At 64.1% G+C, this 22,510-nt stretch carries 16 protein-coding genes; 4 read left to right on the top strand and 12 right to left on the bottom strand.

Annotation, left to right across the window (positions count from 1 at the left end):
* Positions 1 to 493: 493 nt before the first annotated feature.
* The 3 genes from tyrS to ABIE35_RS20905 all read right to left on the bottom strand — a co-directional run bounded on the left by tyrS (position 494) and on the right by ABIE35_RS20905 (position 4,828).
* Positions 494 to 1,804 carry a tyrosine--tRNA ligase gene (tyrS, locus tag ABIE35_RS20915; protein ID WP_354517799.1) on the bottom strand — a complete coding sequence of 437 codons (1,311 nt, stop codon included), beginning with the start codon at positions 1,802 to 1,804 and terminating at the stop codon, positions 494 to 496.
* A 37-nt stretch (positions 1,805 to 1,841) separates the two neighbouring features.
* Positions 1,842 to 4,070: a HelD family protein gene (locus ABIE35_RS20910; RefSeq protein ID WP_354517798.1), complete on the bottom strand. Its 2,229-nt coding sequence runs from the start codon at positions 4,068 to 4,070 to the stop codon at positions 1,842 to 1,844.
* An 89-nt stretch (positions 4,071 to 4,159) separates the two neighbouring features.
* Entirely contained in the window at positions 4,160 to 4,828 is a 669-nt protein-coding gene (locus ABIE35_RS20905) for a DNA-3-methyladenine glycosylase (protein WP_354517797.1), read from the bottom strand.
* A gap of 79 nt (positions 4,829 to 4,907) precedes the next feature.
* Here ABIE35_RS20905 and ABIE35_RS20900 point away from each other — a divergent pair, with 79 nt between their 5' ends.
* Positions 4,908 to 6,488: an Ada metal-binding domain-containing protein gene (locus ABIE35_RS20900; RefSeq protein ID WP_354517796.1), complete on the top strand. Its 1,581-nt coding sequence runs from the start codon at positions 4,908 to 4,910 to the stop codon at positions 6,486 to 6,488.
* 47 nt (positions 6,489 to 6,535) lie between these two features.
* On the opposite strand, the gene ABIE35_RS20895 is transcribed toward ABIE35_RS20900, so the two are convergent.
* From ABIE35_RS20895 to argC, 9 genes are all read right to left on the bottom strand, one after another.
* Positions 6,536 to 7,273, bottom strand: coding sequence for a maleylpyruvate isomerase family mycothiol-dependent enzyme (locus tag ABIE35_RS20895; protein WP_354517795.1), 738 nt, complete (start codon positions 7,271 to 7,273; stop codon positions 6,536 to 6,538).
* An 84-nt stretch (positions 7,274 to 7,357) separates the two neighbouring features.
* Positions 7,358 to 8,833, bottom strand: a complete 1,476-nt coding sequence (gene argH, locus ABIE35_RS20890) for an argininosuccinate lyase (RefSeq protein ID WP_354517794.1) — start codon at positions 8,831 to 8,833, stop codon at positions 7,358 to 7,360.
* Complete coding sequence (locus ABIE35_RS20885; RefSeq protein WP_354517793.1) at positions 8,830 to 10,035, bottom strand: argininosuccinate synthase; 1,206 nt, start codon at positions 10,033 to 10,035, stop codon at positions 8,830 to 8,832. The genes argH and ABIE35_RS20885 overlap by 4 nt, the downstream gene beginning before the upstream one ends.
* A 68-nt stretch (positions 10,036 to 10,103) precedes the next feature.
* A complete protein-coding gene (locus tag ABIE35_RS20880) occupies positions 10,104 to 10,643 on the bottom strand; it encodes an arginine repressor (protein WP_089594443.1) in 540 nt (179 codons plus the stop codon).
* Positions 10,643 to 11,647: an ornithine carbamoyltransferase gene (gene argF / locus ABIE35_RS20875; RefSeq protein ID WP_354517792.1), complete on the bottom strand. Its 1,005-nt coding sequence runs from the start codon at positions 11,645 to 11,647 to the stop codon at positions 10,643 to 10,645. Before argF ends, ABIE35_RS20880 begins: the two co-directional genes overlap by 1 nt.
* Positions 11,644 to 12,969, bottom strand: a complete 1,326-nt coding sequence (locus ABIE35_RS20870) for an acetylornithine transaminase (protein WP_354517791.1) — start codon at positions 12,967 to 12,969, stop codon at positions 11,644 to 11,646. Before ABIE35_RS20870 ends, argF begins: the two co-directional genes overlap by 4 nt.
* Positions 12,966 to 13,922: an acetylglutamate kinase gene (argB, locus tag ABIE35_RS20865; protein WP_502921405.1), complete on the bottom strand. Its 957-nt coding sequence runs from the start codon at positions 13,920 to 13,922 to the stop codon at positions 12,966 to 12,968. The genes ABIE35_RS20870 and argB overlap by 4 nt, the downstream gene beginning before the upstream one ends.
* 10 nt (positions 13,923 to 13,932) lie before the next feature.
* Complete coding sequence (argJ, locus tag ABIE35_RS20860; protein WP_354517789.1) at positions 13,933 to 15,099, bottom strand: bifunctional glutamate N-acetyltransferase/amino-acid acetyltransferase ArgJ; 1,167 nt, start codon at positions 15,097 to 15,099, stop codon at positions 13,933 to 13,935.
* Positions 15,096 to 16,127 (bottom strand): N-acetyl-gamma-glutamyl-phosphate reductase, encoded by a 1,032-nt coding sequence (gene argC, locus ABIE35_RS20855; protein WP_354517788.1) that lies wholly within the window; start codon positions 16,125 to 16,127, stop codon positions 15,096 to 15,098. The genes argJ and argC overlap by 4 nt, the downstream gene beginning before the upstream one ends.
* Positions 16,128 to 16,294: 167 nt before the next feature.
* On the opposite strand from argC, the gene ABIE35_RS20850 reads away from it, so the two are divergent.
* From ABIE35_RS20850 to ABIE35_RS20840, 3 genes are all read left to right on the top strand, one after another.
* On the top strand, positions 16,295 to 17,383 hold the full coding sequence (locus ABIE35_RS20850; protein ID WP_207597061.1) for a fatty acid desaturase family protein: 1,089 nt from the start codon (positions 16,295 to 16,297) through the stop codon (positions 17,381 to 17,383).
* 85 nt (positions 17,384 to 17,468) lie between these two features.
* A complete protein-coding gene (locus ABIE35_RS20845; protein WP_354517787.1) occupies positions 17,469 to 18,434 on the top strand; it encodes a quinone oxidoreductase family protein in 966 nt (321 codons plus the stop codon).
* A gap of 119 nt (positions 18,435 to 18,553) precedes the next feature.
* Positions 18,554 to 22,510, top strand: a complete 3,957-nt coding sequence (locus ABIE35_RS20840) for a Pls/PosA family non-ribosomal peptide synthetase (protein WP_354517786.1) — start codon at positions 18,554 to 18,556, stop codon at positions 22,508 to 22,510.

The raw sequence follows: 22,510 nt of genomic DNA, 5'->3' as shown, positions 1-22,510 counted from the left end.
CCCACACCAACCAGCAGCACACAAAAGCACCACCGAAACCGGCAATTTGAAGGGAGTCGGTCGCCATCTTTCCGCATCAGCGGCGGCGACTCGAACAACTTTACACGCGCCACACCCCCACACCAAATCCACCCCAACACCACCCAAAAACCCCGCAAACACAAGGAAAACAACCCCAAAACCACCCCACCACACCCCAAACCAGCCCAAGTGAAGCCCGTCACACAACCCCACCCCACCGCAACCACCGACACAACCCCACCCCACCACCGCCGTCGAACCCCCAACCAAACCCGAGGAACATGAGAGAGCATCCGCCCCAAACCCGAGGAACGCGAGAGAGCGACGGCCCCAAACCCGAGGAACGTGAGAGAGCGACCGCCCCAAACCCGAGGAACATGAGAGAGCGACGAGGATGACATGCACGGAATCGCAGAAAGGGCCGGCAACCGTAACGGTTGCCGGCCCTTTTGGAACGTAATGGAAAAGAGAACTAAGCAGAAACCTCAATCGTGGCCAGGTTTTTCTTGCCACGTCGAAGGAGCAGGTACCGTCCGTGCAGCAGCTGATCCTGGGCAATGACTGCGTCGGGATCGGAGACCTTGGTGTTGTTCACGTACGCGCCGCCCTCCCCTACGGTCCGCCGGGCAGCCGACTTGCTGTCGGACAGGCCCGAGGCAACCAGGAGGTCGATGATCCCCAAACCGTCGGTGCCGATCTTCGCCAAAGGAAGTTCCGCGGTGGCGGCTTCAAGGGTTCGCTCATCCAGGACTGTGAGATCGCCGTTGCCGAAGAGTGCAGCCGACGCCGCAATGACCTTCTCCGTTGCGTCGACGCCATGAACAAGCGAGGTCACTTCGAAAGCGAGCTTTTTCTGTCCCTCGCGGGCAAACGGACGCTCCGCCACAGCTTCTCCAAGTGCCTCAATCTCTGCACGCGAAAGGAAGGTGAACACCTTGAGGCGGTCCACAACATCCGCATCCGCCGTGTTCAGCCAGAACTGGTAGAACGCGTACGGGCTGCACATGTCCGAGTCCAGCCAGATGGCGTTCCCTTCGCTCTTGCCGAACTTTGTGCCATCGGAGTTGGTGATGAGCGGTGTCCCCAGTGCATGGACGCTCTTGCCTTCCACTTTGCGGATAAGTTCGGTTCCGCTGGTGAGGTTGCCCCACTGGTCAGAGCCGCCGGTCTGCAGCGCGCAGCCGTAATCCCGGAAGAGTTGGAGGTAGTCCATGCCCTGCAGGATCTGGTAGCTGAATTCGGTGTAGCTGATGCCTTCATCGGAGTTCAGGCGGGACGCTACAGCATCCTTGCGGAGCATGGTGCCCACACGGTAGTGCTTACCGATTTCACGCAGGAAGTCGATAGCACTCAGCGGCGCCGTCCAGTCCAGGTTGTTCACCATGCGGGCCGGGTTTTCGCCCTCGAAACTGAGGAATCGGCGCACCTGACCCTGCAGGTACCCAACCCACTCAGCAACGGTGTCCTTGGTGTTCAAGGTGCGTTCCGCCGTCGGACGTGGGTCACCGATCAGGCCGGTGGACCCACCCACCAGGCCGAGCGGTTTGTGGCCTGCCAACTGCAGGCGTCGCATCACCAGCAACTGCACGAGGTTGCCCAGGTGCAGGGACGGCGCGGTGGGATCGAAGCCACAGTAATACGTGATCGGGTCCCCGGCGAGCAGCTTTTCCAGTTCAGTTTCATCGGTTGAAACGTGGATCAGGCCGCGCCATTTGAGCTCCTGCCAGACATTGGCAAAAGCGGGATCGTTGTGCTGGGACTCGAGGTTGTTTACGTGTGACACGAGATCTAAGTTAGCAGGATTGCGGAGGCCCGTTTTCCTAGCGCTCGATACCCGCAGGTACCGGGGCGGCGGCAATGAGACGCAAGCGCTGCGTGGCTCGCGTCATAGCGACGTAGAGGTCGCCCACCTTGCCGTGCTCATGGTTCAGCATGGCGGCCGGTTCAAGGACCACCACCCCATCGAATTCCAGGCCCTTGGCTTCCTTGGGGCTGATGACCACGATGTCCTGTTCGTAGCTGCCGGCCCCCGCGCCAATACGGCGTCCGTAGACCTCCCGCAGCGCAGCGGTGGCCTGCGGAAGCAGAGGTCCGTCGGCAATGACAGCCAGCAGGCCGCCGTCGATCGCTTCAACTTCCTCGGGCAGGACGTCCACCAAGTGGGACACGATGCTGTCCGCATCGACGCGGTCCACAATGGGCGACCATTTACCTTCGCGCACGGCTTTGGGAGCCGAGACCACCAGGCCGGCGCGGTTGGCCATGCGGACTGCGGCTTCGGCGATCTGCGACGGCGTGCGGTAGTTGACGGTGAGTTCCTCGAGAGTCCAGCGGTCACCGAACGACGGCGCCAAGGCGCTCTGCCACGAATTGGCACCTGCCGCTGCGCTCGTCTGGGCGATATCACCGACGATCGTGAAGGACTTCAACGGGCAGCGGCGCACCAGGAGCCGCCACTGCATTGGCGAAAGTTCCTGGGCTTCGTCAACCACGATGTGGCCGAAAGCCCACGAGCGGTCGCTGGTGGCACGTTCCGCTGCGGTCAGGCGACCCTCGCGTTCCTGGTTCTGGTCAGCAAGTTCTTCAGCCGAGACCAGGACGTCGACACCCATGGCTTCCATATTGGCAAGAGTCTGCTTGGCGTTGGCGATGTCGCGGGCGCGGTCTGCCTCCTGCTGGGCCAATCCCCTGCCGGCTGCCGGGTCGAGTTCGCCCAACAGTTCAGCAGCCTCATCCAGCAGCGGAACGTCTGCTTCCGTCCATGGCGCGTCCACGGGCCGCTGCAGCAGCGAACGCTGTTCAGGCGTCAGGTGCGGTGTGCAGGCTTCGAGGATGGCCGGTTTGCTGAAGAGCTCGGAGATGAGCTTCTCCGGTGTCATCGGCATCCAGCAGAGGTTCAGCGCAATGCGCACGTCCCTCGCCGACCGGACGTCTTCCGCCAGGTAGGCGCGATCTGCGTTGTTGCCGATGTTGCCTTCTTCGACGAGGTCCGTCAGCTGTTCCGTGAGCTCGCGGAGGAGGATCTTCACGAACGTGAGCCGCGCTTCGTTGTGGGGCTTTCCTGTGGCACGGGCCTTTTCACGGGCACGGCGGACCTGGCGGACAGTCAGCGTGAGCTTCCGTGAATCGACTTCGAGGATGCGGTCCTCAGCCGGCGTCCGTTGGCGGTTCGCGACGGCGTTGGCCACCACCTTGGCCATGTCCAATTTGCCCTTGAGTGCGGCAACGTCGGCGTCTTCCTCGGGGATGGCGTTGATGCCGGGCATCAGGCGGCCAAGGCTTGCCATGACTACGCCGGTCTCGCCGAGTGATGGCAGTACGCGTTCGATGTAGTGCATGAAGGAGGACGACGGTCCAACGAGCAACACGCCGGCGCTCTTCAGCCGTTCGCGGTGCGTGTACAGCAGATAGGCAGCACGGTGCAGGGCAACAGCGGTCTTTCCCGTTCCGGGACCGCCTTGGACCACCAATGCGCCGGAGATGGAGGAGCGGATGATGCGGTCCTGCTCAGACTGAATGGTGCCCACGATGTCCGACATACGGCCCGTGCGCTTGGAGTTCAGTGCTGCGAGCAGTGCGCCTTCACCTTGGAGAGAGTCGTTGTCTGCAAGCATCCCCGCGTCAAGGACATCGTCTTCAATCGCTTTCACGTCGCGCCCCTGAAGGATCAGGTGGCGACGGCGGCGCACGCCTTGACGGTCGAACGCCGTGGCTTGGTAGAAATGCCCGGCTTCGGGCGCACGCCAGTCGACCATCAGCCGCTGGAGGTCGGCCGTAGAGAGACCAATGCGTCCGATGTATTGTGCTTCACCGGAGTCAAGATCAAGGCGGCCGAAGACCAAGCGGTCGTCGACGGCGTCGAGCTGGGCAAGGCGGTCTTCGTACAGGGCCGCGAACGCGTCACGTTCGGAAACGTTCTGCATGGTTCCCACCGCGCCGGCCTTGCGCACCTGCGCCAGCTGGGCGCGCTTTTCAGCGCGCAGCTCATCGAGCCGGGCGTACAGCCCGGCCACATATTCCTGCTCGTGGACCAAATCAGCGTCGTGCATCGAACCGTAACCCCTATCGCAAAAGACAGACCGTCCATTCTACAGCGATTTTGGTAAACGCGGGGGGTACAAGTCATGTGGTGGGACGGTTATTGCGGAACGACCCGATTTCGGGGCCGCGCGGCCTTGTACCGCGACACCGTTGGATCGTCTTCAATCCAAAAACGCCAAGGATATTCCGTGGTTCCGCCCGGACCCGCTACGCCCACCCGCGGTCCGCTGGCGACGGCGGGTGGGGGCGTCGCCGGCAACCACAAGCTGAATGGTGAAGCTAGTGCGTCACGCCCAGTGTCCGCCGTCGTGAGTCCCAACGCGGAGGCGAGCCGGGCCGGTCCGCTGGCGAGGTCCTTGTGCGCTTTGGAGGCTGGTCTGCGGACGGCAGCGAGCTCGTCCCCGTCCACAATTTCTCCTGCCCTCAGGAGCAGCGCGGATGCGAATCCGTCCGGCCCGCAGACGATGTTCGCGCAATAGTGCATCCCGTAGGTGAAGTAGACGTAGAGGAATCCGGGTGGCCCAAACATGGGCGCATTACGGGCCGTAGGGCCACCGAAAGTGTGTGATCCGGGGTCAGGGTGTTCCGAGCCGCGCGGGCCCATATAGGCCTCCACCTCCGTAAGCCTCACGGAGACTGGGCCGGCGTCGGAGTGATGGGTGAGGACAGCGCCCAGGATCAATGGGGCGATGACGCGAGCGTCGCCCTGGAGAAAACTGCGCACGTCGTCGGGGTGACCGATTCCGTTTTCCCTGAACGATCCCATGCCCAGACCCTAACAAACTCCCAACGCCCATGTCCGATTTCCGCTAGCAGCGGCCTCGGCCGGCTGGCAGGATGAAGCCATGGACTTCTGGCAGCGCTACCGGGCAATCGACGCCCGGGACACACGGTTCGATGGGCAGTTCTTCACGGCCGTCAGTTCCACAGGCATCTATTGCCGGCCATCGTGCCCCGCCAGAACACCCAAAGCCGAGAACGTCACGTTCTACGAAACCTCGGCCGCTGCCCATGAAGCCGGGTACCGCGCCTGCAAGCGATGCCTGCCCGAAGCTGTGCCGGGAACTCCCGCCTGGAACATCCGATCGGATATAGCCGGCCGGGCCATGCGGCTGATCAACGACGGCGTGATCACCCGCGAGGGCGTCGACGGCCTCGCCCACCGGTTGGGTTACTCCGCGCGGCAACTCAACCGCATCCTCAGCAATGAACTTGGCGCCGGTCCACTATCGCTGGCACGTGCCAGCCGGGCACAAACCGCCAGGACCTTGTTGGTTTCCACCGACATGCTCCTTGCCGACGTTGCGTTCGCGTCGGGGTTCAACAGCGTGCGGCAATTCAACGACACCATTGGCGAAGTGTTCGCGATGACCCCGACGGCGGTGCGCGCCACCGGGGCCAAGTCCGGGCAACACCGGGGTACCGTGGCTGCGGTGCACGCCCCTGCGGCCTTGACGCTGAACCTTCCTTACAGGGAGCCTTTCGATCCGGGCATTTTCGATTTCCTGTCAGTACGCGCAGTGCCGGGCATCGAAACGGCGAGCACCTTAAAGGACGCAACGGGCACAGATGGAAGCAGGACTTACGCCCGCACCCTACGCCTGCCGCGGGGCAGTGCCTCCTTCTCTGTCTCGTACCACCCCTCAGCTCCCGGCAAACCCTTGCAACTCACAGCTGCGGTGGTGGACCTCCACGATCTCCCGGCACTCTTGAGCCGGGTCCGGAGGTTGTTCGACGTCGACGCGGATCCTCAGGCAATCGATGATGCTCTGGCAACGGATACGCGGCTGACTGCCAGTGTGACTGCGATCCAGGGAATACGTGTGCCGGGGGCTGTGGATCCCCACGAACTACTCATCCGGGCCATGATCGGGCAGCAAATCACCGTAGCTGCCGCGCGAACGGCCCTCACTCAGCTGTCTGCTGCTGGATCCCCCGTGGATGGCGCCATCCCCGGTTTGGAGCGCTTGTTTCCAACAGCGGCTGAAGTCGCCGAACACGGGCGAGCGCTCCTCCGTGGACCTCAGCGCCGGATCGACTCCATCGTGGCTGCGGCCGAAGCCATGGCCAGCGGAGCACTTGATTTCGGCTACGGCGACGATCCCACCAGCCTCGAAAGCAAGCTGCTCCCCTTACCCGGAGTGGGGCCATGGACTGTTGGCTACGTGGCAATGCGCGTCCTCGGCGCTCCGGATATTTTCCTGGCCAACGACGCCGCGGTCCGGAACGGTCTGAAGGTCTTGTCGGCCGGCACTGGGCTCAGCGCCGATTTCAGGGAGGTCAGCCCGTGGCGTTCGTATGCCACCATGCACCTGTGGCGGGCGGCGGCGGAGAAACTCCGAAGCAATCAGTTCCCCCGTGAGAGAGCGACCGGCCCAAACACGAGGGACGTGAGAGAGCGACCGGCCCAAACACGAGGGACGTGAGAGAGCGACCGCCCCAAACACGAGGGACGTGAGAGAGCGTGCGGGTCTCAGCGGGCGGCGGTCTGGGGTGCCGGCCAGGGCAGCAGGTCCGGCAGGTCCACGCCGTCGGCGGCCGCAGTCGCGCGCAGGCTGCCCAGGCTGGGCTCCCGGCCCGCAAGCCACGCGGCGATGTCGGTCAGCATGCCGGTAATCGCGATGGAGGTGCCGCCGCTGCCGATGGTCCTCTGAGGCAGGCCGGTGGGCTGCAGAACGAATTTGTACGTGTCCGGGACACGTGCGGCGAGGAAGCCGATCAGATGTTCGCAGAAGGGCCTGTTCCACGTCTCCGGCCCGAACCCCAAACCCAGGTCCGAGGCATGGATGGTCAATTCGCGCCATAGGGCCAGGCCGCCGTCGAACACTGTCCCATCCCGGTAGGCGATACGCGCCTGCCAGTCCTCCGGGCTCAAGGCATCGAACGCGGCAATCGCCGCATCAACGGCGGTGGTGACGGCCTCCGTGTGCTGCGCGAGGCTGTGCCCCGCCGCGAGTGCGATGGCCTTGTTACGGCCGTCCATGCCGCCGTCGTACAGTTCCCCGGTTTCGCCACGGCGCGCGTACTCAAGTTGCCGGGCCATGGCGTTGGAGATCCCGGCAAGGTGGGCGAGGACGTGACCCCGGGTCCAGCCTGGAAGCTCCGACGGTTCAGCGACGGATGAGTCGTCCAGTTTGGCGAGGAGGCGGGTGACGGTGCCGGCGGCTTTGTGAAGCTCTGCGGGCAACGCATCGGGGGTGATCTGAGTCATAGCGCCATGTTAACGCACAGCGGGACGGCACCTCGCGATGCCCTGCCCGAAGGCATGGCCGCGACGTGCCGTCCCGCGCGTGGTTTAGCTGGCGTAGGAACGCACTGCGTCCAGTTCCGCTTGGAGCGCCGTCAGTTGGCGTTCGACGGCGGCTGGTGCCGTTCCGCCCTGAGAGTTGCGGCTGTTGAGCGAACCTTCGGTGCTGAGGACGCTGCGGACCTCGGGAGTCAGGTGCTCCGAGATCGCTGCGTATTCCTCGTCCGTCAGGTCCCACAGCTCAACGCCACGGCCTTCGGCCTGCTTGACGGCAGCACCGGAGAGCTCGTGGGCCTCACGGAAGGGTACGCCCTGGCGGACGAGCCATTCTGCGATATCCGTAGCCAGCGCGAAGCCCTGCGGGGCCAGTGATTCCATGCGCTCAGTATTGAACTTCAACGTGGCGATCATGCCGGACACGGCCGGAAGCAAGAGCTCCAGGGTGTCGGCGGCGTCGAAGACCGGTTCCTTGTCCTCCTGCAGATCGCGGTTGTACGCGAGCGGCAGTCCCTTCAGGGTTGCCAGTAGACCGGTCAGGTTGCCGATAAGCCGTCCTGCCTTGCCACGGGCGAGCTCAGCGACGTCCGGGTTCTTCTTTTGCGGCATGATCGAGGACCCCGTGGAGTACGAGTCATGCAGCGTGACAAAGGAGAACTCCTTGGTGGCCCAGAAGATGACTTCCTCGGAGATCCGGGACAGGTCCACGCCAATCATGGAACACACCCAGGCGAACTCGGCGAAGACATCGCGGGAAGCGGTGCCATCGATCGAGTTGTGGACGGCCGAGAAGAATCCGAGGTCAGCAGCAACAGCCTCGGGATCCAAGCCAAGCGATGAACCCGCCAAGGCACCGGAACCGTACGGCGAAACGCCGGCGCGCTTGTCCCAGTCCTGGAGCCGTTGCACGTCGCGCAGCAAAGCCCAGGCATGAGCCAGGAGGTGGTGGCTCAGCAACACCGGCTGGGCGTGCTGCAGGTGTGTGCGGCCCGGCATGGCAACGCCTTGGTGGGCCTTGGCCTGCTCCACCAGGGCGTCGATGGTGGCCAGTACACCGCGGGCAATGATCCGGGCGTGGTCACGCAGGAACATGCGGCCCAGGGTTGCCACCTGGTCGTTGCGTGAGCGGCCGGCACGGAGCTTGCCGCCCAGTTGGGTTCCGGCGCGCTCAATCAGGCCACGTTCCAGGGAACCGTGAACATCCTCGTCGCTCTCGGCCGGCTGGTAGGCACCGCTCGCGACGTCCTCGTCCAGCTGAGTGAGGGCGGAAAGCATGCCTTCGAGCTCGGCATCGTCCAGTAAACCTGCTTTGGCGAGCACACGGGCGTGGGCCTTTGAGCCGGCGATGTCGTAGCGGGCGAGCCGCCAGTCAAAGTGGGTGGACTTGCTCAGAGCAGCCAGCGCATCTGCCGGGCCGCCGGCGAACCGGCCGCCCCACAGTGCACCTTCGTTTGTCCCTGAACGCTCCCCAACCTCGCTCCGCTCGGCCGGGGACCCCTGCGTCCCGGGGCCCTGCTGAGGACTCACTGCCCTGCGACGCGCAGGTCGCGGCCCGAGGCAACCTTGGAGGACATGCCCCACAGCTCGATGAAGCCACGTGCCATGGACTGGTCGAAGGTGTCGCCGGTGTCGTAGGTGGCGAGATCGAAGTCGTACAGCGAGGTCTCGGAGCGACGACCGTTGACTACTGCCTGGCCACCATGGAGGACCATACGGATGTCACCGGAAACGTATTGCTGCGTGTCCTCGATGAAAGCGTCCAAGGAGCGCTTCAGCGGGGAGAACCACTGTCCGTCGTACACCAGCTCGGACCAGCGCTGACCAACGGTGGCCTTGAAGCGGGCCTGCTCGCGCTCGATGGTGATGTCCTCGAGGTGCTTGTGCGCGGTGATCAGCGCCATGGCACCCGGGGCCTCGTAGATTTCGCGGGACTTGATGCCAACAAGGCGGTCCTCGACGACGTCGATGCGGCCAACGCCCTGGGCGCCTGCACGGCGGTTCAGTTCCTGGATGGCCTGCAGAGGGGTGACTTTGACGCCGTCGATCGCTACCGGCACGCCGGCCTGGAAGGAGATGGTGACCTCGTCCGGTGCCGGCGGGAATTCCGGGGTGGCCGTGTAGTCGTAGATGTCCTTGGTGGGAGCGTTCCAGATGTCCTCGAGGTAACCGGTCTCAACGGCGCGTCCCCAGACGTTCTGGTCGATCGAGTACGGGTTCTTCTTGGTGGTCTCGATCGGCAGTCCCTTTTCCTCGGCGAAGGCGATGGCCTTGTCGCGGGTCAGGGCAAGGTCGCGAACCGGTGCGATGCACTTCAGGTCCGGGCCGAGGGTCTGGATGCCGACTTCAAAACGGACCTGGTCGTTGCCCTTGCCGGTGCAGCCGTGGGCAACGGTGGTGGCGCCGAATTCGCGGGCAGCCTTCACGAGGTGCTTCACGATGACCGGACGGGAGATGGCCGAAACCAGCGGGTAGTGGCCCTGGTAGAGGGCGTTGGCCTTCAAGGTGGGCATGGCGTACTCGTTGGCGAACTCGTCGCGGGCGTCGGCTACGTAGGCCTCGACGGCGCCGCAACCGAGGGCGCGCTGGCGGATGGTCTCCAGGGACTCGCCGCCCTGTCCGACGTCGACGGCCACAGCGATGACCTCGGCGCCGGTGGCTTCGCCGATCCAGCCGATGGCTACGGAAGTATCAAGGCCACCGGAGTAGGCCAGAACAATGCGCTCAGTCACGAGAGTGCTCCTTTGTTGTTGCTTGGTTCATTCGAATCAATGCTGGTGTGAATCAATGTTTGGAAAATCTATTGGTTGGCCGGCCCGGCTTCTTCGGCCATGCGCAGGAAACGCGCCGCCAGTTCCGCCCCGCCATCGGGATCCCGGGCGACCAACAGCAAAGTGTCGTCGCCTGCGATCGTACCCAATACAGAGGGCATCACCGAGTGGTCCACGGCCAGTGCCAGGAAGTTTGCCGCGCCCGGCGGGGTGCGAAGGACCACGATATTGCCCGAGGCCTCCGCGGTGACAAGGAGTTCGCCGCACAACCGCGTCAGCCGTGCATCCAGAATCTCCTGGGTCACGCCGCTCTTGGCGTTGCGGTCGCCGCCCTCCCCCGGAACCGCGTAAACCAACGCGCCTTCCTTTCCGCGGACCCGGACTGCGCCCAACTCCACGAGGTCCCTGGATAACGTGGCCTGGGTGACCTGGACGCCGTCGTCCGCCAGCAGGGCTGCAAGCTCTGCCTGGGAGCGCACCGACTCACCCGTCAGGATCGCGGTGATGCGCGCCTGGCGGGCAGTCTTGGTGGCTGGGCTGGCGCCCGGCACGGACGGGTTGGTGGACACTAGAACGTGCTCTCCCCGGTACCTTCAACTGGTGAAAGGCCCTCCACGAAAGCAAGTCCCGAGCGGTGCATCAACCATGCCATGAGCGCCTTCTGGGCGTGGAGGCGGTTTTCCGCCTCGTCCCACACGATCGACTGCGGGCCGTCGATGACGTCCGCCGAAATCTCGTAGCCGCGGTAAGCGGGAAGGCAGTGAAGCACGACGGCGTCCGGCGCAGCTTGCGCCATGGCGGCCTCGTCCACGGAATATTCACGGAAGAGTTGCATCCGTGCTTCCTTTTCGGACTCCTGGCCCATGGAAACCCAGGTGTCTGTTGCAACGACGTCGGCGCCTTTGAGGGCCTCGGCAGCATCGCTGGTGATGAGTACCGAACCGCCGGTCTCCGCAGCGCGTTCCTCTGCAGCGGCAACAATCTCCGCGGCAGGGAGATAGCCCTCCGGCCCGGAGATGCGAACGTGCATCCCGGCTGTCACGCCTGCAAGGAGGTACGAGTTGGCCATGTTATTGGCGGCATCGCCCAGGTACGCCATGCTCAATCCGGCCAGCTCGCCCTTGTGTTCCTTGACGGCCAGAAGGTCGGCCAGGAGCTGGCAGGGATGGTAATCGTCGCACAGGGCATTGATGACGGGGACCTTGGAGTTTTCCGCCATCGCCACCAGGCCGGCGTGCGCACCGGTCCGCCACACAATGGTGGACACCATGCGCTCCAGGACCTTGGCAGTGTCCTCCACGGATTCCTTATGTCCGATCTGCGCTTCACCCGGGTTGATAATCAATGCGTTGCCGCCCATGTCTGCGATGCCCGTGGCGAACGAGACGCGGGTGCGGGTGGAGGTCTTGTCAAAGATCACGGCCACGGTCTTGCGGCTGTTGCCCTCTGCGGCGAAGGGCTGCACGCTGTAAGGCGCGGCCTTCATCCGGACAGCGAGTTCCAGGACCTCAGCCTGCTCGGCGGGGCTCAGGTCCGTGTCTTTGAGGAAGTGGCGGGTGGTTGACGTGCTCACTGTGCGTCCTTAGCGGTCTGGGCGGTAGCCGTGGCGATCAAGGCGGGCAGGGCTGACAGGAACCGGTCGGCCTGCTCGGTGGTCAGGATCAGCGGAGGGGCGAGGCGGATGGTCCGCGGGCCCGGACTGTTGATGATGAAGCCTGCATCCAAAGCTGCGGTCACCATGGCAGGTGCGACGTCGGCGTTCACATCGAAGCCAATCAGCAGGCCCTCGCCGCGGACTTCAGTGACAGCATCGACGGCAGCCAGCCCTTCGCGCAGATGGGCTCCGACGCTCAGCACGTTCCGCAGGACACCTTGGCTTTCGATGGCGTGCAGCGTGGCCAGCGCGGCGGCCGTAGCCACCGGGTTTCCGCCGAAAGTGGTGCCGTGCTGCCCTGCGGTGAGCAGGGCCGACGTCGTATTTCCGAAGGTGACAAGGGCACCCACCGGGAACCCGCCGCCAAGACCCTTGGCGAGCGTCACGGCGTCGGGCACGATGCCCGCATCTTCACTGGCGAGCCATTTCCCGGTACGTCCGATGCCGGTCTGGACCTCATCCAGGATCAGCAGCGCACCAGCGTCGGTGGTCGCCTCGCGGGCAGCCTGCAGGTATTCGGCACTCAGTGGCCGTACGCCGGCTTCGCCTTGGATCGGTTCCAGGAACACGGCAGCAGTGGAATCGTCGACGGCGGCACGCAGGGCCTCGATGTCACCGAACGGAATGTGGACCACACCACCGGGCAGTGGTTCAAACGGCGCACGGTAGGCCTCTTTGGACGTGAGCGCCAAAGCACCCATGCTGCGGCCGTGGAAGGCACCTTCCAAAGCGATGATCTTGGTGCGCTTCCCGTCGGAGTTGTTCCTGCGTGCCAGCTTGAACGCGGCTTCGTTGGCTTCCGTGCCGGAGTTCGCGAAAAACACCTTGGAACCAGCCGGTGCCTTGCTGATTGCGAGGAGCTTTTCAGCGAGGGCGATCTGCGTGGGGCTCGTGAAGAAGTTCGAAACGTGCCCGAGCGTGGCCAGTTGGCTGGAAATCACGGAGGTGACGAAAGGGTGCGCGTGGCCCAGGGCGTTAACGGCGATGCCGCCCAGGAGGTCAAGGTATTCCTTGCCGTCCGCATCCCACACGAGGCAGCCCGCACCCCGGACCAGGACCCGCTGGGGCGTGCCGAAGACACCCATCAGCGAGGACGAGTAACGGGCCAGCCAGTCAGCGCCTGAGCTCTGGGAAACGAGCGCGGTTGCGGCGGTCTCCGCAGCAATGGGGGCCCCTTCCGTCCCCAGCCGCCCCCCATCGCTGCTGCGGCTTTCGGCTGTATGGCTCAGTTCGGTGCTCATGCGTTCACTTCCTCGTCGGGTACTACTTGGGTGCCGATGCCCGCCGTCGTGAACGTTTCCAACAACATCGAGTGCGGCAGGCGGCCGTCCACAATGTGTGCCCGCTCCACGCCTTCGTCGATGGCCTTCAGGCAGGCGGCCATTTTGGGGATCATTCCCGATTCGAGGCGGGGCACCATTTCGCGGAGTTCCGAGGCTGTCAGCGAAGAGATCAACGACGATTTGTCCGGCCAGTTGGCATAGAGGCCTTCGACGTCCGTGAGGATGACCAGTTTGCTGGCACCAAGGGCGGAGGCGACGGCGGCAGCTGCGGTGTCGGCGTTGACGTTCAACACCTGTCCGGTGGTCTGGAAGCCGTTTCCGTCGTCCACGATCTCCGGGGCCACGGTTGAAATCACGGGGATGCGGCCGGCGTCGAGAATGTCCGTGATGCCGGCGGGATCCACGCCCACCACTTCGCCCACCAGGCCGAGGTCCACTTCTTCGCCATCAACCACGGTGCCCGTGCGGACGGCGCGCAGCAGCCCACCATCCTCGCCGGACATGCCGACGGCATAAGGACCGTGGGAGTTGATGAGCCCTACGAGTTCACGGCCAACCTGCCCCGTCAGGACCATGCGGACCACGTCCATGGCCTCGGGTGTGGTGACGCGCAGTCCACCCTTGAACTCCGACTCGATGCCGAGGCGGCCGAGCATGGAGTTGATCTGGGGGCCTCCGCCATGAACTACCACGGGGTGGATGCCCACGTGGTGGAGGAACACGATGTCTTCAGCAAAGGCACGGCGGAGGTCGTCGTTGACCATGGCGTTGCCGCCGTACTTGATCACCATGGTGGTGCCGGCGAATCGTTGGATCCACGGCAGGGCTTCGATCAGCGTGCCGGCCTTGTCCTGGGCTGCCTTGGCCGAGACATGGCCCGTGGAGGTGGTTTCGCGGGTATGCGCAGTCATTGTCATTAGCTCAGCTCGAGTAGGCGCTGTTCTCATGCACGTAGTCATGCGTGAGGTCGTTGGTCCAGATGGTCGCTTCAGCGTCGCCGGCCTGCAGGTCAATCTCGACCAAAACTTCGCGCGGCTCCAGGTCTACCAGGTTGCGGTCATCGCCGATAGCGCCGTTGCGGCAAATCTGCACACCGTTCATGGCGACGTTGAGCTGGTCCGCCTCGAAAACAGCATCTGTGGTCCCCACAGCCGAGAGCACGCGGCCCCAGTTGGGATCCTTGCCAAAGATGGCAGCTTTGAACAGGTTGGAGCGGGCAACACTACGGCTGACGATTTCGGCGTCGCGTTCGCTTGCGGCGTTGAAGGTCCGGATCGCGATGTCGTGGCTGGCGCCTTCGGCATCACCGATGAGCTTGCGTGCAAGTTCGGCGCAGACGTTGGTGACCGCTTCGCTCAACTGCTCGGCAGACGGCAGAGCCTCGGAGGCGCCGGATGCCAGCAGCACCACGGTGTCGTTGGTGGACATGCAGCCATCCGAGTCCGCGCGGTCAAAGGTGACGCGCGTAGCGTCGCGGAGGACGACGTCGAGCTCATTCGCAGGAACCTCAGCGTCGGTGGTCAGGACCACCAGCATCGTCGCCAGGCCCGGCGCCAACATGCCGGCACCCTTGGCGATGCCTCCCACAGTGAACTGCTTGCCCTGGGCATCAGTGCCGGTGAAGACGGCTTCCTTGGACACGCTGTCAGTGGTCATGATGGCCGTGGCGGCAGCGGTGCCGCCATCTTCCGACAATTCACGGAAAGCCGCATCAACACCAGTAAGAATCTTGTCCATGGGCAGCTGCTCACCGATCAGGCCTGTGGAGCACACCACGACGTCGGAAGCGGAAACGCCCAGCACGTCCGCCACCTTCTCTGCCGTGGCGTGGGTGTTCTGGAAGCCCTGGGGGCCGGTGCAGGCGTTGGCACCACCGGAGTTCAAGACGACGGCGTCCACACGGCCATCGCTGACTACCTGGCGTGACCAGTGAACCGGCGCAGCAGCTACGCGGTTGGAGGTAAATACGGCAGCTGCGGACTTTTGCGGCCCGTCATTGACTACCAGGGCCAGGTCCGGGTTGCCTGAGGCCTTGATGCCGGCTTTGACGCCGGCGGCGCGGAATCCCTTGGGTGCGGTAATGGTCACGGTGCAACTCCCTGCAGGTTCAGGCCGGCGGTTTCATCCAGGCCGAGGGCAATGTTCATGGACTGCACGGCTCCGCCGGCGGTCCCCTTGGTGAGGTTGTCGATGGCGCACGTGACGATCACGCGGCCCGTGTGTTGGTCCAATGCCAACTGCATCACGGCGTGGTTGGAACCCTGCACTGACTTGGTGGTGGGCCATTGGCCTTCGGGAAGGAGGTGCACGAACGGTTCGTCGTCGTAGGCGTCTGCCCAGGCCTGGCGCAGTTCAGCCTCAGTCACGCCATGCCCTGCCTTAGCGGTGGCCGTTGTCAGGATGCCCCGGCTCATGGGAACCAACGTGGGCGTGAAGGAGACCGATACCGGTTCACCGGCCGCATTGGAGAGTCCCTGTTCAATCTCCGGCGTGTGGCGATGTCCGCCACCCACGCCGTACGGGCTCATGGAACCCATGACTTCGGCACCGATCAAATTCACCTTGGCCGCCTTGCCGGCACCGGAGGTACCCGAGGCAGAAACAATCACGACGTCGTCCGTCAGGAGGAGCTTGTTGGCGAACCCAGGCGTCAAGGCCAGCAGGGCCGACGTCGGGTAGCAACCCGGCACTGCGATGCGGGTGGCGCCCTTGAGGGCTTCCCGCTGACCGGGCAGTTCAGGCAGTCCATAAGGCCATGTTCCTGCGTGGGCAGATCCGTAGAACTTTTCCCATGCCGCGGAGTCCTGCAAGCGGTGGTCGGCACCGGCGTCGATCACTACAGTCCCCTCAGGCAGCTGGGCAGCGATCTCGGCCGAAGCGCCGTGTGGCAACGCCAGGAACACAACGTCATGGCCGGACAGGTTCTCCACCGTGGTGTCTTCCAGAATCCTGCTGGCCAAACCGTGGAGATGCGGCTGCAACTCCCCTAGTCTGGAACCGGCGTTGCTGTGAGCTGTGATGGCGCCGATGGTGACGTTCGGATGGCCTGCCAGCAGGCGCAACACTTCTCCCCCGGCGTAGCCGCTGGCACCGGAGACCGCAACAGAAATAGTCATGACTCCACTGTACAGCAAGAATATTCACGCTGTCCGATATTTATGCATGCGCTTGTGAGCAGTCTCATTATTTTGGAGATTGGCCGTATGCTTAGTGGAGGGTGATCCAGACCGTGCAGTCCGAACGTCGGCTGCAGCGTTGCCCGTTAGCGATACGGGGCACATTTATGTCACCCACGTCCACCGCTGAGCGCCCCAAAGCTCGCGCAATTCAACCCAATCCCGTCGTCCAGAGCTACTCGGAGCTTCTCAAGAGCGTCAAGGCAGCCGGACTCCTGGAACGCCGTAGCGGCTTCTACATCTGGGTCTTCGTGGCCCTGGCACTGCTCATGGCCGGCACCTGGCTCGGCTTCGCACTGATCGGCGATTCCTGGTACCAGCTCCTGATCGCCGCCGCCGTGGGCATCCTGTGCACGCAACTGAGCTTCCTTGCCCACGAGGCAGGTCACAAGCAGATCTTCGCTTCCCGGCGTGCCAACGATTGGTCAGCCCGTCTCCTGGCCACAGGAGTTGCCGGCATCAGCTATTCCTGGTGGGAACAGAAGCACGGAGCCCACCACAACCACCCCAACGTCATCTCCAAGGACCCGGACATCCGGAACAACGCCTTGGTGTTCTATGAGGACGCTGCAGCCGAACGCAAAGGCCGCTTGGCTTTCCTCACCAAGAAGCAGGGCTGGTTCTTCTTCCCGCTCCTGACGCTCCTGGGCTTGAGCCTGCAGTTCGACTCCCTTCGCTTCGTCTTCGGCAAGCAGAAAGTACGTCACCGCTGGGTGGAGACGCCCATCCTCGTGACCAGGCTTGCCGCCCTCCCGGTCCTGGCCTTCACCTTCCTGCCCATCGGCATGGCGTTCGCCTTCCTTGGCGTCCAGATCATGGTTTACGGCTTCTACATGGGAGCCTCGTTCGCCCCGAACCACAAGGGCATGCCCGTCCTCCCCAAGGACAGCCGCGTGGACTTCCTCAACCGCCAGATCCTGACCTCGCGCAATATCTCCGGTGGTCTCTTCATGGACTTCCTCCTGGGTGGACTCAACCGCCAGGTGGAGCACCACTTGTTCCCGGACATGGCTCGCCCCCATTTGTACAAGGCCACAAAGATCGTCCGCGAGTTCTGCGCCAAGCACTCCATTTCCTACACGGAGACCACGTTGATGCAGTCCTACGGCATCGTGGTCAGATACCTCAATGACGTAGGCCTGGCAGCAGGCCGCGGCTTCGATTGCCCCGTGGCTTCGACGCACGGACGCTTCTAGGCGTTCAACAAGGGAAGCCCCAACTTCCCTAGGATGGAATCTGAAACCGGGCCCCGGAAGGACCGCCCCGGAGTGAGGAGCCACCATGACGCACGCCATCGTTGCACAGCAGCCCGGAGGACCTGAGGTCCTCGAATACGCATCTGTGGAAATACCGAAACCTGGCCCCGGCCAGCTGTTGATCAAGGTCGCAGCTGCCGGGGTCAATTTCATTGAGACCTACCAACGCAGCGGCACCTACAAGGTGGAATACCCCTTCACCCCAGGCGCCGAAGCCGCCGGCACAGTGGAGTCCGTAGGCGAAGGTGTCGCAGAATTTTCCGTTGGCGACCGGGTTGCCACGGCTGAGGGGTCCAGGACGTACGCGGAGTACGCCGTGGTGGAGGCGGCCAAGGCACTTCCGGTTCCTGACGGCGTCGACGATCACACCGCCGCAGCCCTGCCGCTGCAGGGCATCACCGCACATTACCTGATGAACTCATCGTTCCGGGTAGAGCCGGGCCACACCGTTCTGCTCCACGCAGGCGCAGGTGGCGTTGGTCTGCTGTTGACGCAACTGCTGAAGGCCCGCGGAGCCCGTGTGATCACCACCGTGTCCTCTGATGAGAAGGCCGATCTCTCCACGCTTGCTGGCGCCGATGAAGTACTCCGTTACGAGGGCTTCGCTGACAGGGTCCGTGAACTGACCGACGGCGAGGGCGTCAACGTGGTGTACGACGGCGTCGGCAAGGACACCTTCGATGACTCCCTGAAGAGCCTGCGCATCCGGGGTGCCATGGTGCTCTTCGGTGCGGCCTCCGGCCCGGTGCCGCCCTTCGATCCCCAGCGTTTGAACGCTGCAGGTTCGCTGACGCTGACCAGGCCCACCATGGCGCACTTCGTCCAGAACGCCCAGGAACGCAGGTGGCGTTCAGCCGAGATTTTCGACGCCGCCGCCAACGGCACCCTCGCGGTCAGGGTGGGCGCAACGTACCCTTTGGCCGAGGCAGCGCAAGCGCACAGGGACCTTGAAGGCCGCCGAACCACCGGCAAAGTCCTTCTGGTTCCTTAACCTGTCCATGCCCGGTTCCCAACACCCAGTGACGTGCAGGCAAACAGCAGTGGAACACAGCTTGACGCGCAGGAAACGTCAGACACCTTTTGTTCATCTTTCTGCGGAAAGCTGACGTCGTGAGCACAGAACATCCTTTGGGGGCCGGGCATACCCCTGCCTTGACCACATACCGTCCCCAGCTACCGGGAGGCGCCGCCGCCCCGGCCGAGCGCACCCTCGTTGACATCCTGACAGAGACCGCATCGTCGTTCCCTGAGGCCTCGGCGCTGGACGACGGGCACCAGTCCCTGAGCTACACCGATCTCCTCAAGGCCGTCCGCGGGTTTTCCGCCCAGCTCCATGCGGCAGGTCTTAGCCGCGGCGACAAGATCGGCGTCCGCATCCCGTCCGGCACCAACGAGCTCTACATCGCGATCCTGGGAATCCTCATGGCGGGGGCTGCCTACGTTCCCGTGGATGCTGACGACCCCGACGAACGCGCCCGCTTGGTGTTTGGCGAAGCCAAGGTGGGCGCCATTGTCGCTGCGGGCCTGGACATCCAGCTTTCCGGCGAGGCCCGGGAACCCGTTTCCGCGCCCGCCACTCCCGGACCGGACGACGATTCCTGGATCATCTTCACCTCGGGATCCACAGGCACCCCCAAGGGCGTCGCTGTCCAACACCGCTCCTCGGCAGCGTTTGTTGACGCCGAGGCCAGGATCTTCCTTCAAGCTGAGCCCATTGGACCCCAGGACCGGGTGTTGGCTGGCCTTTCGGTGGCCTTCGACGCTTCCTGCGAGGAAATGTGGCTTGCCTGGCGCCACGGTGCTTGCCTGGTACCGGCACCACGAGCGTTGGTTCGCACCGGCATGGACCTCGGTCCGTGGCTCATCAACCACGGCATCACCGTGGTTTCCACTGTGCCCACCCTCGCTGCCTTGTGGCCTGCCGAAGCACTCGAAAACGTCCGCCTCCTGATTTTCGGTGGTGAAGCATGCCCGCCCGAACTCGCTGAACGCTTGGCGGTGGACGGCCGTGAAGTCTGGAACACCTACGGGCCCACAGAGGCCACCGTCGTTGCCTGCGCCGCTCCGCTGGGGGGACGGGGCCCCGTACGGATCGGGCTGCCACTGGACGGCTGGGACCTCGCCGTCGTCGATCCTCAGGGCATCCCGGTGGCCGAAGGTGAGGTCGGTGAACTGATCATCGGCGGAGTGGGGCTGGCCCGCTATCTCGATCCTGCCAAGGATGCCGAGAAGTACGCTCCGATGGCAACGCTGGGATGGAGCCGGGCCTACCGCTCGGGTGACCTGGTGCGCTTCGAAGCCGAAGGCCTGGTCTTTATGGGCCGCGCCGACGAACAGGTGAAACTGGGTGGACGCCGGATCGAACTGGGCGAGGTGGACGCGGCACTGCAGTCTTTGCCTGGTGTCGCCGGCGCAGCAGCGGCCGTGCAGACCACAGCCGCAGGCAACCAGATACTTGTTGGATACCTGGCCCCCGTTGATGGCCATGAGTTCTCCATGGACGAGGCCCGCCGCCTGCTGGGCGAAAGCCTTCCGGCTGCCTTGATCCCCCTGCTGACCGTGGTGGATTCGCTACCCACCAAGACCAGCGGAAAAGTCGACCGTCATGCGTTGCCGTGGCCGCTGGCAGGAGCCGGTGCAGCCGAGGCAGGGAACGCCCCGCTGAACCTGCCCGATGACGCCCGTTGGGTGGTTGAGCAGTGGGAGGCGGTGCTGGGCAGTCCCGTCAGTTCCCTCGACGCCGATTTCTTCGCCTACGGTGGCGGTTCCTTGGCTGCGGCCCAACTCGTTTCCGCCCTTCGTGTCCGTTACCCCACCATCACGGTGGCGGACATCTATGCCACGCCGCGCGTCGGCGCATTGATCGACGCCGCCCGGCAATCGCTCCCCGACGGCGGCGTGGCGGGGCCCGCAGCTGAGCGCACCGTCCGTCCTACCGCCTTGAAGTCGCAGGTCTTCCAAGTCCTGATGGGCGTGCCCTTGCACATCCTGGTGGGCATGCGCTGGCTCACCTACCTCATGGCCGCCAACAGGCTGCTGGCAGATTTCGCCGGCTTTGCCGCCGCACCCGTGGTGTCGTGGTGGTGGATCGCGGCATCATGGCTGATCTTTGTCAGCCCCCTTGGCCGGATGGCGATCTCAGTGGTTGCAGCCAAGGTGCTGCTTGGCAAGATCCAACCCGGCACCTACCCGCGTTCAGGCAAGACCCATCTGCGATTGTGGTTGGCCGAGCAAATACAAGATCTGTCGGGCGCCATCGGCCTGGCCAGCGCCCCGTTCGTCCCTTACTACGCACGGGCCCTCGGAGCCAAGATCGGCAAGGACGTCCACCTGCACTCGCTTCCCCCGGTCACCGGTCTCCTGTCCTTGGGCAGCGGAGCCAACATCGAACCCGAAGTGGACCTTTCCGGCTGGTGGGTTGACGGTGACTCCGTCCACATCGGCCAGATCCATGTGGGAGCCGGTGCAGTAGTCGGCGCCCGAAGCACCCTGATGCCCGGAGCGACCATCGGCGCGGGCGCCCACGTTGACGCTGGATCCGCTGTGCTGGGCAAAGTGAAAGCCGGACACCTCGTGGCCGGCTCCCCAGCGGAGCGCCGTGGAAAAGCCAAGCACGAATGGCCGGAAACAACCACCAGGCGGCCAGCGATTGACCGGCTCTGGCTATCCGCCTTTGCCAGCGCTTCGGCTTTGCTGGCTCATATCCCCTATGTTTCGGCGTTCGCCGGCGCCCTGGTGGTCCTGGCATTCATCCGAGGCCACCAGTCGTTGGAGACAGCGCTTCCACAGATCGCCCTGGCCGTTCCTCTGGCGGCCCTCGTGTGGTTCTTGGGCAACCTTGTCCTCATCCTGATTGTTGCCAGGCTCCTCGGTTTGGGCCTGAAAGAGGGCTACTACCGGGTGCGCAGCCGCATCGGGTGGCAGGTTTGGGCTACCGAACGACTCCTGGACATGGCACGTGACCTCCTTTTCCCGGTCTATGCGAGCCTGTTCACGCCTCTCTGGTTGCGACTCCTCGGTGCCAAGGTAGGCAAAAACGTAGAGGCCTCCACCGTCCTGCTGGTTCCGAAAATGACCACCATCGGCGACGGCGCCTTCCTGGCTGACGACACCATGGTGGCCTCCTACGAACTTGGTGGCGGCTGGATGAAGATCGCGCCGGCCAAAATCGGAAAGCGCTCCTTCCTGGGTAACTCAGGAATGACCGCCGCGGGACGCAACGTGCCCAAGAACTCCCTCGTAGCGGTGCTGTCTGCCACGCCCGCCAAGGCAAAGTCGGGGACCTCGTGGCTTGGCAGTCCCCCCGTCAGGTTGCGCCGTACCGCCGTCGATGCCGATCAGACCCGCACCTTCCGCCCGGCCCTCAAGCTGAAGATTGCAAGGGCGCTCTGGGAACTTTGCCGCCTGATACCGGTCATCCTTACGGTGGCCATCGCGGTCAGCGTGATGCTGGTGCTGGATTGGATCGCGCGCGGGTGGGGCTATTGGATTGCGGCGGTCCTGGGTGGAGTGGTGATGCTGGCAGCAGGAGCAGTAGCAGCGCTCAGCTCCATCGTGGCCAAATGGGTTCTGGTGGGGACCATCCGCTCGGGGGAACACCCCCTCTGGAGCTCGTTCATTTGGCGCAACGAGGTGGTGGACACCTTCATCGAAATGGTGAGCGCCCCGTGGTTTGCCCGATCGGCCGCCGGAACTCCCGCCTTGGTGTGGTGGCTTCGCGGGCTCGGAGCGAAGATCGGCCGTGGAACCTGGTGTGAAAGCTATTGGCTGCCCGAAGCTGACCTCGTGACGCTCGGTGAGAACTCCACCGTCAACCGTGGCTGCGTCGTTCAGACGCACCTTTTCCACGACCGCGTGATGAGCATGGACACAGTAATGCTCGGTAACGGAGCCACCATGGGTCCGCACGGCGTCATCCTCCCCGCCGCCAGCATCGGCGACGGCGGAACTGTTGGTCCGGCGTCGTTGGTTATGCGTGGTGAGACAGTGCCGGCCGGAACGTACTGGATGGGCAACCCGGTGAGCCCGTGGGTGGGTCCGTCAGCACAAGCGCCGCGCCTCAAGTAG

Source organism: Paenarthrobacter sp. 4246 (genome assembly GCF_040546855.1).
Classification (GTDB): domain Bacteria; phylum Actinomycetota; class Actinomycetes; order Actinomycetales; family Micrococcaceae; genus Arthrobacter.
Note: the sequence above shows the minus strand (reverse complement) of the source record. Positions and strands in the feature narration are given on the sequence as shown.